General features: G+C 63.0%; 13 protein-coding genes. 8 read left to right on the forward strand and 5 right to left on the reverse strand.

Going from position 1 to position 12,287, the window contains the following annotated elements; translation table 11 throughout:
* Nucleotides 1-20 precede the first annotated feature (20 nt).
* The 4 genes from QN224_RS15990 to QN224_RS16005 all read right to left on the reverse strand — a co-directional run bounded on the left by QN224_RS15990 (nucleotide 21) and on the right by QN224_RS16005 (nucleotide 3,145).
* Nucleotides 21-224, reverse strand: a complete 204-nt coding sequence (locus QN224_RS15990) for a GDCCVxC domain-containing (seleno)protein (protein WP_283977504.1) — start codon at nucleotides 222-224, stop codon at nucleotides 21-23.
* A 65-nt stretch (nucleotides 225-289) separates the two neighbouring features.
* Nucleotides 290-706: a DUF983 domain-containing protein gene (locus tag QN224_RS15995; RefSeq protein WP_173509908.1), complete on the reverse strand. Its 417-nt coding sequence runs from the start codon at nucleotides 704-706 to the stop codon at nucleotides 290-292.
* A gap of 201 nt (nucleotides 707-907) precedes the next feature.
* Complete coding sequence (locus QN224_RS16000) at nucleotides 908-2,305, reverse strand: PLP-dependent aminotransferase family protein (RefSeq protein WP_283977505.1); 1,398 nt, start codon at nucleotides 2,303-2,305, stop codon at nucleotides 908-910.
* 87 nt (nucleotides 2,306-2,392) lie between these two features.
* Nucleotides 2,393-3,145 carry a pyridoxine 5'-phosphate synthase gene (locus tag QN224_RS16005; RefSeq protein WP_283977506.1) on the reverse strand — a complete coding sequence of 251 codons (753 nt, stop codon included), beginning with the start codon at nucleotides 3,143-3,145 and terminating at the stop codon, nucleotides 2,393-2,395.
* Between the two features lie 211 nt (nucleotides 3,146-3,356).
* Here QN224_RS16005 and QN224_RS16010 point away from each other — a divergent pair, with 211 nt between their 5' ends.
* The 5 genes from QN224_RS16010 (at nucleotide 3,357) to QN224_RS16030 (ending at nucleotide 7,465) form a co-directional block, all read left to right on the forward strand.
* Nucleotides 3,357-4,061, forward strand: coding sequence for a DUF899 family protein (locus QN224_RS16010; RefSeq protein ID WP_283977507.1), 705 nt, complete (start codon nucleotides 3,357-3,359; stop codon nucleotides 4,059-4,061).
* A gap of 250 nt (nucleotides 4,062-4,311) precedes the next feature.
* Complete coding sequence (locus QN224_RS16015; RefSeq protein WP_283977508.1) at nucleotides 4,312-5,427, forward strand: hypothetical protein; 1,116 nt, start codon at nucleotides 4,312-4,314, stop codon at nucleotides 5,425-5,427.
* A 454-nt stretch (nucleotides 5,428-5,881) separates the two neighbouring features.
* Complete coding sequence (locus QN224_RS16020) at nucleotides 5,882-6,556, forward strand: MerR family transcriptional regulator (protein WP_269282407.1); 675 nt, start codon at nucleotides 5,882-5,884, stop codon at nucleotides 6,554-6,556.
* Nucleotides 6,557-6,851: 295 nt separating this feature from the next.
* A complete protein-coding gene (locus tag QN224_RS16025; RefSeq protein WP_283977509.1) occupies nucleotides 6,852-7,094 on the forward strand; it encodes a glycine zipper 2TM domain-containing protein in 243 nt (80 codons plus the stop codon).
* A gap of 17 nt (nucleotides 7,095-7,111) precedes the next feature.
* Entirely contained in the window at nucleotides 7,112-7,465 is a 354-nt protein-coding gene (locus QN224_RS16030; RefSeq protein ID WP_283977792.1) for an EF-hand domain-containing protein, read from the forward strand.
* A 175-nt stretch (nucleotides 7,466-7,640) separates the two neighbouring features.
* On the opposite strand, the gene QN224_RS16035 is transcribed toward QN224_RS16030, so the two are convergent.
* Entirely contained in the window at nucleotides 7,641-9,332 is a 1,692-nt protein-coding gene (locus QN224_RS16035; protein WP_283977510.1) for a winged helix-turn-helix domain-containing protein, read from the reverse strand.
* Between the two features lie 215 nt (nucleotides 9,333-9,547).
* On the opposite strand from QN224_RS16035, the gene QN224_RS16040 reads away from it, so the two are divergent.
* From QN224_RS16040 to QN224_RS16050, 3 genes are all read left to right on the forward strand, one after another.
* Complete coding sequence (locus QN224_RS16040; protein WP_283977793.1) at nucleotides 9,548-9,886, forward strand: hypothetical protein; 339 nt, start codon at nucleotides 9,548-9,550, stop codon at nucleotides 9,884-9,886.
* A gap of 588 nt (nucleotides 9,887-10,474) precedes the next feature.
* Nucleotides 10,475-10,648 carry a hypothetical protein gene (locus QN224_RS16045; RefSeq protein WP_283977511.1) on the forward strand — a complete coding sequence of 58 codons (174 nt, stop codon included), beginning with the start codon at nucleotides 10,475-10,477 and terminating at the stop codon, nucleotides 10,646-10,648.
* Nucleotides 10,645-12,264 (forward strand): methyl-accepting chemotaxis protein, encoded by a 1,620-nt coding sequence (locus tag QN224_RS16050; protein ID WP_283977512.1) that lies wholly within the window; start codon nucleotides 10,645-10,647, stop codon nucleotides 12,262-12,264. Before QN224_RS16045 ends, QN224_RS16050 begins: the two co-directional genes overlap by 4 nt.
* Nucleotides 12,265-12,287: the final 23 nt, after the last annotated feature.

The raw sequence follows: 12,287 nt of genomic DNA on the forward strand, positions 1-12,287 counted from the left end.
CGAGCAATTGCTTCACGCAGTTATCGGCGGGCTCGCGCCTCCTGAATGGGCGGACACGGCTGGGAGCCGTAGGAACAGAACACGCAGCAATCCCCCTCCTTCGGCCTGAGGAGCATGCCGCAACTCTTGCACTCATAAAGATGCAGGCAGGCATCCCTCGGCATGGTTTCGACAGACTGATGCCGGCAGGCGGGACAGGTCACGATCGAGATCAGGTTCGTCATGCGGTCCGTGCCTCCATGGCGCTCGCGCTCCGACGCCCCGGCCTGCCCGATGATTTTACTTCAATTCACCGTCTGACGCTCGCATCAGGCGCTTGCGCCACGGCCCGGCGCACGACCTTGCCCTCTTCGGCCTTGTAGAAGAACTGGCTTGCGACCAGCCAGCCCTTCAGCGGCCTCAGCGGCGGAATACAGGTGAGCAGCATGAAGGGACCGGTCGTCAGCAGATGCACCCAGAGCGGCGCGCCGTACTGCACCTCTAGCCAGACGCCAAGCAACACGCTCGGCACGCAGGCGAAACAGATGACGAAAAACGCCGGGCCGTCGGCCGGGTCGGCGAAAGAATAGTCAAGCCCGCAGACCTCGCATTCCGGACGGAGCTTCAGGAAACCCTCGAACAGATGCCCTTGGCCGCAACGCGGGCAGCGGCCACGCAGACCCGTCTGCAACGGCGAAAGTGCCGGCCAATCCTTGTGTGAAGACACTGTCTTTCCTCTCCAAAATCTCTTCGGCGGCAGGCGCGGGGCACATAATTCGAACGCGCAAGCGATGTTACGGTTCCGAGATGCCCGGTGCTCCACGTCCTCGCCGGCACATGGAAAAGGAAGCCATACAAAGCATACATCGTCAATAAATTGTATGCATCGGTACCTGCGACAATTGCGCCGGGTTGCGGCTGTGCGCCCTCAGACGACGAAGTTCAGGACCGCAGGCGATTGCGCGAGAAGATCGGCGATGACGGCGAGGCTGCGCTCGAGCTCGACGGAGGTTTCCGCCGCGCCGAGCCCCAGCCTCACGGCTTCCGGCGGGGCAGCAAGCGCAAAGGCATCGCTTGCGACGATGCTGATACCCGCCGTGCGCAGCCGGTCACCGAACGCGCCGCGTGTCCAGGCGGAGGGCAGCCTGAGCCATAGGTGGAACGCTTCGGGATCGGTCACGACGCGATCTGCCGACAGGATCCCGGTTGCGATCTGCTGGCGCCGTCCGGTCTCGGCGCGAATGGCGTGAAGCACCGCATCCGCCGTTCCAGCCTCGATCCAGCGCGTGGCGATTGCCGCCGAAAGCGGCGAGGCCATGCCGGCGGTCGCGCGGATCGCGCCCTCGAGGCGGACGGAGCTCACGGCATCCGGTACGATGAGATAGGCGACGCGGAGCGCCGGCGACAGGCACTTGGCAAGCCCCGCCACGTGATAGACAAGCTCGGGCGCTAGCGCGGCGAGCGGCGGCACCGGTTGGGTTGGCAGCGCACCGTAGGCGTCGTCCTCAACAATTGCGACGCCATGCCTGCGGGCAATCGCGACGACCGCCTCCCGGCGGTCGAGCGGCAACGTCGCCGTCGTCGGATTGTGAAGCGTCGGATTGCAATAAAGCGCCTTCGGCCGGTGCTTGACGCAGGCGGCCTCGAATGCCTCGGGCAGAAGCCCGTGCTCGTCCATCGCCACGCCGGCAAGGCCAATGCCAAGATGGGCAGCGAGCGACCGCAGCCCCGGATAGGTGAGCGCCTCGGCGCAGATCACATCGCCGCGCGCGGCAAGCATGCTGACGGTTGCAAGCAGTGCCCCTTGGGCCCCCGGGCAGACGAGCACCCGCTCCGCTGCCACTTCGCCAAGCCGCGGCCGCAGCCAGGCCGCGCCTGCCGCCCTGTCCGGCAAGGCGCCGCCGATCGCCTGGTAGCGCATCAGGAGATCCAGGCCCTGCTCGCGCTCAAGCGCATCGATACCGCCCCACATCCGGGCGACAAGTTCCGGATCGTCGAAGAGCGGCGGCAGGTTCATGCTCATGTCAACGAGCCCGCCGCCGGATGGGCGATCGGCGTTCCTCCGCCGCGCCCTGACATAGGTGCCCTGCCCGACGCGGCCTTCGATCAGCCCCCGCGCCCGCGCCTCGTTATAGGCACGGCCGACGGTGGTGAAGTCGATGCCGAGCGCGCTCGCAAGCGCCCGTTGCGGAGGCAGGCGTGTGCCCTCCTTGAGCCCGCCGGCCGCAATATCCGCGGCCAATGCATCCGCGATCGCCAGATAGAGCGGTCCGTCCGCCTTGCTAAGCGTCGGCACCCACGAAAGACCGGCACGATCCTTGCCCATCGACAACATCCCACATTCGATAATGTATGGATATTGCATGGATCAAGCATGCGTGCAAGCACGGCCGAACGAGTCTCGTTCTTTGGCCTAGACCGCCTCGCCGCAGGCGCGGCGGAAGCGGCGCACGGTTTCGGCCATGCCGTATTCGAGCGCATCCGCCGTCAGCGCATGGCCGATCGAGACCTCCGCGAGCGCCGGGATGTGCTTTGCCAAGAGCGGCAGGTTGGCGACGGTCAGGTCGTGGCCGGCATTGACGGCGAGGCCGAGGCCGAGCGCGATCTCCGCCGTGCGGCCGAGTTCGCCGGCGATCCGTTCGGCCTTCTCGGGATCATCGTAGCAGCCGCCATAGGGGCCGGTGTAAAGCTCGATCCGGTCCGCCCCGGTCTCCTTGGCGATCTTCAGCGCCTCCGGATCCGGATCGCCATCGGCGAACAGTGAGACGCGGAAGCCCTTTTTCTTCAGCCGCCCGACCACATGGCCAAGCAGGTTGTGGTTGTTGCGAAAATCCCAGCCGTGATCGGAGGTCGCCTGCGCCGGATCATCCGGCACCAACGTGACCTGCTCCGGCTCGTGCCGCTCGACCAACTGAAGAAAGTCCTCGTTCGGAAAGCCTTCCATGTTGAATTCCGCCTGCGGAAACTCGTCGTCGATCAGGTTGCGGATCGGCTGCAGGTCGGAGAACCGGATGTGGCGCTGGTCCGGGCGCGGGTGCACGGTCAACCCGCTCGCCCCCGCCTGCAGAGCGATGCGGCCGAGGCCGGTAACGGACGGCCACGGAAGATCGCGCCGGTTGCGCAACATGGCGACGGCATTGAGATTCACGGACAGTTTTGCGGGCATGTCGAAACTTTCAGAGAGGCGGGGGCAAGATCATCGGTGCCCTGTTCTACCGCAGATTTTAAAAAACCGGAATCGCCGTTTTGCAGGTTTCGTCCGCGCGTTTTGACAAGCGCAAGGCGTTTTGACATGGGTGGTTTATGTTGATATCAACGTTTTCAGTCTACTCGAGGCAGGATGAAGATAAATCGCAGAGAGCGAGAGGAGAGCGATCATGACGACCACACTCATCCCGGCGCAGGAACTGGCGGCACGGAATCACGCCAGTTTTCCCAACGAAAGTGCGGAGTATCGGCGGGCGCGCAACGCGCTTCTTGCGGAGGAAATCGAACTCAGGCGCCATATCGAGCGCGTGGCCGACTTGCGCCGGCAGTTGCCGCCCGGCGGCGAAGTCACCAGGGAATATCGTTTCGTGGGCGAGAACGGACCCGTCACCCTCGCCGACCTTTTCGGCGACAAGGACACGCTCGTCATCTACAGCTACATGTTCGGTCCGAAGCGCGAAAAACCCTGCCCCATGTGCACCTCTTTGATGGGAGCATGGGAAGGCAAGGTGCCTGATATCGAGCAGCGCGTGGCGCTCGCCCTGGTCGCCCGCTCGCCGATCGAGCGGCTGGTGGAGGCCAAGAAGGCGCGCGGCTGGACTCAACTGAAGGTCTATTCCGATGGAGACGGCGCCTTCACCCGCGACTATGTCAGCGCCGAGGACGCGGATGTCCCGGGCTACACGGTCTTAACCCGCCGCGACGGCACCATCCGGCATTTCTGGAGCGGCGAAATGAATGGAAAGATGACCGATCCCGGCCAGGACCCGCGCGGGGCGCCGGACCTCGACCCGCTTTGGACCCTTCTCGATACCACGCCGGAAGGCCGCGGCAAAGACTGGTATCCGGAGCTCGACTACCGCAACGGCGGGTGAATGCGGAGCCGCGCATTCCGCGCGCCCAGGCATTGCGTTCAAGATCGTGAGCCGCGCTCACGGGAGGGTGCGGGCGTGCGGCCTGCCGCGCCCGCAGCACGCGAGTGAGTCGCATTTAAGAAAAGTGCGACTTATCGCCATCGAACCTGACAACCGCCATCTTTGGGCTTAAGCTCCGAATCAGATTTAAGTTGTTTTTTCCCGGCGATCTCTGTCCCGGCATTCCGCCGCATCCCTTGGAGCAACATCGATGACGCCAGCCGAAAGGCCCTGCGACGAGACGATTCGGCTGGCGCTGCGCCGGATCCTCGACAGCCGCGGCTTTCGGCGATCCGAAAGGCTGCGCGCTTTCCTTGCCTATGTCGTCGAGAAGGAAATGATCGGCGAAGGCGCGCAACTCAAGGGATATTCGATCGGCGTCGACGTCTTCGGCCGCGATCAGACCTTCGATGCAGACGGCGACCCGCTTGTCCGCGTCCATGCCGGCAAGTTGCGCAAGCTGCTCAAGACCTTCTACGACACCGACGGCGCCGACGAAAAGTGGCAGATCACCATTCCCAAGGGAACCTATGTGCCGGAGTACCGCCGCGTGCATGGCGCCGCTGCCGAGACGGTCGCAGTTCCTGTCCGGCAGGAAAAGAGCGCCCGCCGGCCGTCGTCCGGACGCCGCGCTCCCTGGCAACCGGCACCCTTCTCTTCTCCATGGGCGGTGCTGAGCGTCCTGCCGCTGCTGCTCTTTGCGCCCCTGCCCTCCCCTGAGATGACGCTGGACATCGACGCGGAGGCCAAGCTCGTCGACGGGCCGATGGCCGCTATCCGCGGCCTGCCATCCGTCCGCGTCGGCGTAACCGGCCCCGAACACAAGGGCACCAGACATTTCGCAAAGGCGCTGCGCGAGGCCGCACTTCGCCATAAGACGCTTGCCAGGGCGAGCGCGGTCGAGGGCGAAGGCGCGCCAGCCTCCAGCAATCAGGCTCTGGCCTTCTCGATCAATCTCACCTGGTACGACGCGCCTGCAGCGGGCATCCGCATCACGCTCTCGCATGACGGCGAAGGCATCCCGCTGCGGCACGATTTCATCACCGCGGAGCGGCTGACAAGCGAGCCGGACATTCTCTACGAGAGCACCTCGCTTGCCGCAAAGCTCTTCGCGCTCGACGGCGAGATCTACGCCCACACCGCCGCGGAGAAGGTCCAGAGCACGCTCATGGAATGCATGACCGCGACGGCGCGCTACCGCCGGCTGCTCACGCGCGACAGCTTCCAGAAAGCCTGGGACTGCCAGCAGAAGCTCGGTCCGCTCAAGGGCGATGAGCCGTTCTTCATCATTTCCGCCAACAGCCCGCTCAAGGTCATCGGCCACTAAGGCATTCTGCTGTCAGGTGGTATCACTGAAAGCAGAAAAGATGCTCTACATTCGAAGTTCTAGAGCACCCCTCTGCGCGTCCGGCTGCACACGCGACGCTTTTGGCTCTGCTGGTGCAACGCGTGAAAGCGCATTTTTCCCTGCAATATTAAGACTGTTCATTTGCGTGATTCGCACTTACCGTGTGTGCGTGCGTTGGATTTCATGCCGGGTTGCTCACTGGAGCACCGCGCGTTCGGCGAACGCGTAACGGGGTTCCAGCTAATCGGACCTGCGGCGCCCTGGGTTTGGTCGCAGGCATGCACATTGGTCAGCAGTAGCCGCGCCTTGCGCGGATGTGTCCCACGAGCAGCAGGTGTCGAGGTCGGCGACCGGCCGGACGCTTGGCTGGAGGAGAAGGTCTTGGTCGGCGGGTTGCGACGCCTTCCGGACGCTCGAGTGGGGGACATTGGACATGCAGCAAGATTCCTGGAAACAGGCGGGAGCCAAGGACGATCCGGTCGGCTTCCTGCCGCAACTGCCCGTTCCATACCGTGGCCCGGACGACCGGCTCGCCATCGCCGAGATGGCAGAGGTTTTCGGGGTGACGCACCGGACGTTGCACTTCTACGAAGAGAAAGGCTTGCTGACCGCCGCGCGCATGGGGCCGATGCGCGTCTATGGCGAGGACCATATCCGCCGCATGGCGGTGATCAACGCCTGCCGGGAAATCGACATGCCGATCGCCGCGATCCAGGAACTGATGGCGGCACTCGACCGCGCGGAAAACCAGGAGCGGGCCGACGAACTGTTCGACGCTGCCCTGCAGGCGCGTCGCCGCGAGCTCGCCGCCCAGCAATCGATCCTGCGCCGCCAGATGCAGAAGATCGCCGAGTTGCTCGAAGGGAGATCGGTGGAAGGCGAAGACGATCCGACGGCAGCGGAGCATGTGCACCTGTCGCCGATCGAGTCCGACTGCCTGGGCTTCATGGCCGAAGGTTATTCGGCTTCGCGCATCGCCGGGCTGATGGACATGGACCTGACTGCGGCGCTCACGCTTGAATCCGGGATCATCCGCAAATTCGGCGCCCACAATCGCTTCCAGGCCGTCGCCAAGGCGGTTCTCGCCGGAGTGATCGCGTCGGAATAGAGATCGAACGAAACGATACCGTCGACCACAGACCGATACGGCCTGTCGCAATATTTGACGAGCACAGCGGCCCCGCGCAGTTGTCATCGCCCCTGCGCAGCAGTAGTATTTTGCCCACAGCCGTGTACGTCTTTATCCGCGGACTGCATGTCTTGTCAGCGATATGCTTCTGATAGAGCAGAAGAGCCTCTCGAAATTCGAGAGCCATATTCAGAAGCTTATTTCCATCCGGCGCCAGTAAATGGCGTGTCCGCCGATCTTTATTGAATTCGGCCGGATATACTTGGAGGAAAAAATGAGCAAGCTCACGACAATTCTCATTCTCGCAGGCGGCCTCGCCCTGTCCAGCTGCCAATCTGCGACGACAGGATCGACCGGACGCGCTGGCGAGTTCGGTTGTATCGCCGGCACAGTCGGCGGCGCGGTCGTTGGCGGCTTTGCCGGCGCGGCGATCGGTTCGGGAAGCGGTCAGCTCTGGGCTGTTGGCAGCGGCGCTGCGCTGGGTGCTGCGGGCGGCAATGCCTTGACCTGCTATTGATGCGAAGGGTCGGGATGATGAAAAGACTAGTCCTGCTGACGGCATTCGCATTCTCTACGGCCATTGCGGCCGTGGCGCAAAATCAACCGGCGGCTATGAATCAGGGCCAGATGGATCGGCTCGACCGTGACAGGAATGGCGCGGTCGACCAATCCGAATACCAGGCCTTCATGACGTCGGCCTTCACGAGTCTGGACAAGAACAAGGACGGCAGCCTGCGCTCCGAAGAAGTGGCGCAGGTTCTGAACACGCAGCAGTTTGCCGCTACTGACGCCAACCGCGACGGCAGGCTCAGCCAAAACGAGTTCCTGAACCGGGTCATGGCCGACTTCAAGACAGCCGACCGCAGCGGCGACGGTAATCTTCAGTAGAAGACATGCCGGCGCATCCAGCGAGCACGTGAGCCCGATCAGCCAACGCTATCGGCGGTTGCGCGCCTACTGCATGCTTCCTTGACGAAGCCGCTTTAAAACATGCAGCGATTCAATGTGCTACAGCGTTCTCTGTGCGTCTGACAAGACGCGCGGCACTGTAGCGCTACCCGCCTCACGACTTCTGGCATTCAGGCAGGCGCCGCGGCTTTTCGAATTTGTCCAGTTGCTCCTTTGTAAGGCAAAGGGGAAAGCCCGCCAGCCGCATTGTCTCCACAAGGCGCCGATGTTCGGCCTCGTTGTAGCCGGGATCGTTGTTCATCAGCTCGGCGTTGAGGTCTGGAAAGACCTTCAGCGCCTGCTCGACCCAGGACTTCGCCTCGGCGGTTCGCCCGAGAGCGGCTAGAGATCCCGCCTTGAAGACCCATTTGTCGCGGTTGTAGTTGGCGGTCGTCACACGGTCGAGCATGCGGAGGCTGTCTTCATAACGGCCTGCCATGAAATAGGCATAGGCAAACGGGCCCGAGGCCCACATCGGATAGTTCGGATCGAGTCTTATCGCCTGTTCGATCAGTTCGGCGCCGCGCTCGGCTTCGCCAAGCGTCGATGCCAAGCCGATATAGAAAATCAGGATTTCCGCCGCCCCCGGCGCCAGGCGAAGTGCAGTGTCGAATTCAGCTTTCGCGCGCACAAAGTCGCCTCTCCCTCCCAGACTCATTCCTAGAACCGCGTGCGCTTCGGGGTCGCCGGGGTCAAGTCGGACCGCCATTTCTGCGGCTTCGTCGGCTTTGCGCGTTGCCGTGTCCCAGTCAGCGCCAAAGCTCCGCCATACGCAATAGGAGTGGAAGAGCTCCGCCCAGGCGCGCGCCAGCCCGGGATCGATTTCAACGGCGCGCGTGAGGAGCCGGATGGCTTCTTCCACGTCGGATTTGGTGAAGAGTTCCAGCTTCTCCGTACCTAGCAGGTAGAGCTCATATGCGGATAGATTTTCCGGTGGCTTGCGGCGGGCGGCGTTGCGCCCCGTCTCTTGTATGAGCCCCGCGCCGCCGCCGAGCCGGTTGGCAATTTGTTCGGCGATTTCGTTCTGGACGGCGAAGATATCCCTGTCCGGCTGATCCCACCGGTTGGACCAGATGTCCTCGCCGCTGGCCGCGTCGATCAGGCGTGCGGCAATGCGGGTTCGACCTGCCTCCCGCTGGATCGAGCCTTCGATGACATAGCCAACATGCAATGCAGCCGCGACTTCTCGCGGATCGACGGCTTTCCCTTTGTAGACGGCCGTCGAGTTGCTGCCGATGACGGCGTATTCGGGAAAGCGCGCCAGATCGGTGATGATGTCCTCGGTGAGTCCATCGGCAAGGCGCTGGGCGGCTTCGTCGCCGATGCTATTGAATGGCAAGACGGCGACCGACGGTACGCGGCTGCGCTGCGCGTCATAACGATCGGGCCTGAGGAGCGGCCAGCCTGCAACAGCAGCGATCATCGCCAAGCAAATCGCAGCAACGGCCGCCTTCCACCTCCACCGTCTCGGCGGAACCCCAGCGGCCTCGGCCTGCGACACCGACAGCATATAGCCCCGTTTCGGCACCGTACGGATGACTGCGTGCGCGTTGTCGCCGAATGCCCTGCGAATGTCGGCGATACATTGCACGAGGCTATCGTCGGTCACCGCGACACGACCCCACACTGCTTCGATCAGTTCGTCTTTGGTCACGACCCGTCCGGCATGGTCGGCGAGATATGTCAAGACGGCGAAAGCCTGCGGCCGCAACATCACGTCGCGACCCTGATCATCATGCAACAACCCCACGCGAAAATCCGCGGTTACGCCGTTGAATGTGAATGCATCGGGTAACCGGACATCCATGCCGCGCCCTCCCTCCGCCGGGTAATTCTTGGAAACGCCGCGCCGAAATATTAGCAAACACTTGAGCTGCCTGAAATGCCGCCGATGTGGCGCTTCGGGATAATTTCGGCAATTGATCGGCACCCCTTCGTTACTTCATCCGCGCAATCGACGCAGATTGGTTGATCCAGCACATCAGTCCGGATCGAGGGACGCAGATGATCCAAACGCCAACAATGCCTTCTGCTTTGTTCGCAGCCGGAGCCTTTCTTGGTCTCCTCACTCATGTCGAAGCCCATCCGACCGCCAGCGGCTGGACCTATCCGCCGGCATGCTGCAAGGGCGATCATGCGACCGGTGACTGCCAGGCCATTCCGGGCAGAGATGTCAGCAAAGGCCGACATGGATTTTCGGTGGTACTCCATCCAGGCGACCACCACCTGGTGACGAAAAGGCAGCGCTTCCTGATCCCCTACGGGGACGAAATTCCATCGGGCGACAACGACTTTCACATCTGCCTTCACCCCACGGAGGAGCACATGAACTGCTTCTTTGCGCCCCCTGATGGTGTTTGAAGGCACTGCCCTGCGAAGGAAACCCTCGAAGTCCTCGTAAAAGGATTGACACAGCGACGAGACGCATGCAGCCAAGGGTCGGGTGTCTCGGTCCAGAGGCGTTCCCGGTCGTCTGCCTGCGCGCAAGGAATGTGGCCCCGAAAGCAGCCCGTTACTGCTCCAATTGAGCCCGCCTCACATCGCCCCCCTCAATACGCGCGATCGTGACAGCTTTATCCATGTAGAGCGAACCCAGCGCGAAGAACCATCTCTCAAGATGACTGGCAAAACGCCGGAAACAACTTGCGCTCACCTTTATCCGTTTAACGTTAAATCAATATTTTTAGCAAACTCTGGTTGTGCAGATCGGGGGACGAGGAAGACGCTTCATCACGGGCGCAAGCCTCTTGAGGAAAACGGAAAAATACTCTCATGGCAACGCGCCTGAGTCACGATGATACCAGGCGGCGCGGGGAACGTCCGGTCAATAAAGCAGCGCTTTGCATTCATTTCCTGCTTTTTGTTCTTCTTGTCCTTTCCGTCTGGGCGATGCCCCGCGGCCCCCTTGTGCTTGTCGTTACGGGCCCGAACGAGCCGCCGCAAAAAGCCATGTCGGTGATCGCCGCTGCCGGTGGCTCCTTCGTCGCCAGCGGGGGGCTGCCGTGGCTTTCACTGGCGCATGCCGATTCCGAGGATTTTCCGGCGAAGCTGCTGCACGCCGGCGCACTGCTTGTTCTCAATGCTGGCCTCTCCACGGCCTGCTCGCAGGAAGGTTTGAAATGAGCGCTCTCGAAAAAATTCGCCAGAAGGTGTCGCCGGGGATCGTCGCGCTTCTTTGGATCAATGTCGCACTGATCGCCCTCACGACCGCGATGCGCGCGGACGGCTTTGACCGCCTCGCCGTCGGCGCCGCCATCGTCATCGTGGCGTCGGCAACCATCGGCTGGATCCGCGACAGGACGGGGCCGACGACCCGGATCGTCACCGCAATGGCCCACGCGGCCACGGTTGCCCTTCTTGTCTTTGCCTTTTCCGGCTCGCCGCTGCAGATCGACATGCACATGTATTTCTTCGCCAGCCTCGCGATCTGCGCCGCCTGGATCGACTGGCGCGCGATCGTCGGCTATGCGGCACTCGTCAGCGTTCATCATCTGCTGCTCTATTTTGTCTCGCCTTTCGCGGTTTTCCCGCAAAGCTCGGATTTTTCGCGCGTGCTGTTCCACGCGGTCATCCTGACGCTGGAAAGCGCGGTTCTCATCGCGATGGTCTTCTCACTGGTTTCCGCGTTGGTTTCGGCGGAAAAGGCGACGCACGAAGCCGAAGAAGCCCATCGTCAAAACGCCGAGATGGCTGAACAAGCGAGAGCGGCCGACCTCCAGGCCGAAGCCGAGCGGGTTCGTCTCACGGCGGAAGCGGAAGAGGCGGCGCGCATGCGTCTGCAAGAGGCCACGTCCGGACTTGCCGCCGGCCTTCGCCGGCTGGCAGCGGGCGACCTTGCCTTCCAGCTCACCGAGCCTTTCGCGCCGGATTTCGAGGCGCTTCGCCACGACCTGAACGGGACGGTCTCGCAACTCAGTGCGACGTTGAAAGGCGTGGCGCGGGCTGCCGGCGCCATTGATGGCAACTCGCGCGATATCAGCCGGAGCTCCGGCGAACTCTCGACGCGCACCGAGCGGCAGGCCGCGTCGCTGGAGGAGACCGCAGCCGCCCTCGGCCAGATCACCGCCAATGTCACCCACGCGTCCAAGCGGGCGGAGGAAGCTCGCGTCGTCGCGGCGCAGGCCAATACCAGCGCCTTGCAGTCCGGCAGGATCGTCTCCGAAGCCGTCGACGCCATGGGCCGCATCGAACAATCGTCGACACAGATTTCCAGCATTATCGGCGTCATCGACGACATCGCCTTCCAGACCAATCTGCTGGCCTTGAATGCCGGCGTGGAGGCCGCGCGGGCCGGCGAAGCGGGCAAGGGATTTGCCGTCGTCGCGCAGGAAGTGCGCGAATTGGCGCAGCGCTCCGCCCAGGCGGCCAAGGAGATCAAAGAACTCATCCGCAATTCAAGCGCCGAAGTCCAGAACGGGGTCAAGCTGGTCAGCGAGACCGGTGCGACGCTGAGCGCGATCGAAACCTATATCGCGACCGTCAACGAGCACATGGACGCAATCGCGCTCTCGGCGCGCGAACAGTCCTCGGAGCTCGTCGGCGTCAACGCCGCCGTCACCCAGATGGACCAGGTTACCCAGCGGAACGCCGCCATGGTCGAGGAGGCGACCGCCGCAGGCGCAGCGCTCGCCGACGCGGCGGCCCAGCTTCGCGAACTGATCGCGCATTTCCAACTGGGGGATACGGCACGGAACACCGCGGCGGCGCACCGCGTCTCCGGGCTCCAGAAGGTCGCCTGACGCTTGGCGATCCCGGCAATGAT

This window comes from Sinorhizobium sp. 7-81 (genome assembly GCF_030124405.1).
Lineage (GTDB): Bacteria > Pseudomonadota > Alphaproteobacteria > Rhizobiales > Rhizobiaceae > Sinorhizobium > Sinorhizobium psoraleae.

What these genes read in the sequence shown, in the direction of transcription:
- QN224_RS15990 (WP_283977504.1), bottom strand. Translation starts at nt 224, where the DNA reads ATGACGAACCTGATCTCGATCGTGACCTGTCCCGCCTGCCGGCATCAG.
- QN224_RS16000 (WP_283977505.1), bottom strand. Translation starts at nt 2,305, where the DNA reads ATGGGCAAGGATCGTGCCGGTCTTTCGTGGGTGCCGACGCTTAGCAAG.
- QN224_RS16005 (WP_283977506.1), bottom strand. Translation starts at nt 3,145, where the DNA reads ATGCCCGCAAAACTGTCCGTGAATCTCAATGCCGTCGCCATGTTGCGC.
- QN224_RS16010 (WP_283977507.1), top strand. Translation starts at nt 3,357, where the DNA reads ATGACGACCACACTCATCCCGGCGCAGGAACTGGCGGCACGGAATCAC.
- QN224_RS16015 (WP_283977508.1), top strand. Translation starts at nt 4,312, where the DNA reads ATGACGCCAGCCGAAAGGCCCTGCGACGAGACGATTCGGCTGGCGCTG.
- QN224_RS16020 (WP_269282407.1), top strand. Translation starts at nt 5,882, where the DNA reads ATGCAGCAAGATTCCTGGAAACAGGCGGGAGCCAAGGACGATCCGGTC.
- QN224_RS16025 (WP_283977509.1), top strand. Translation starts at nt 6,852, where the DNA reads ATGAGCAAGCTCACGACAATTCTCATTCTCGCAGGCGGCCTCGCCCTG.
- QN224_RS16030 (WP_283977792.1), top strand. Translation starts at nt 7,112, where the DNA reads ATGAAAAGACTAGTCCTGCTGACGGCATTCGCATTCTCTACGGCCATT.
- QN224_RS16035 (WP_283977510.1), bottom strand. Translation starts at nt 9,332, where the DNA reads ATGGATGTCCGGTTACCCGATGCATTCACATTCAACGGCGTAACCGCG.
- QN224_RS16040 (WP_283977793.1), top strand. Translation starts at nt 9,548, where the DNA reads ATGCCTTCTGCTTTGTTCGCAGCCGGAGCCTTTCTTGGTCTCCTCACT.
- QN224_RS16045 (WP_283977511.1), top strand. Translation starts at nt 10,475, where the DNA reads ATGTCGGTGATCGCCGCTGCCGGTGGCTCCTTCGTCGCCAGCGGGGGG.
- QN224_RS16050 (WP_283977512.1), top strand. Translation starts at nt 10,645, where the DNA reads ATGAGCGCTCTCGAAAAAATTCGCCAGAAGGTGTCGCCGGGGATCGTC.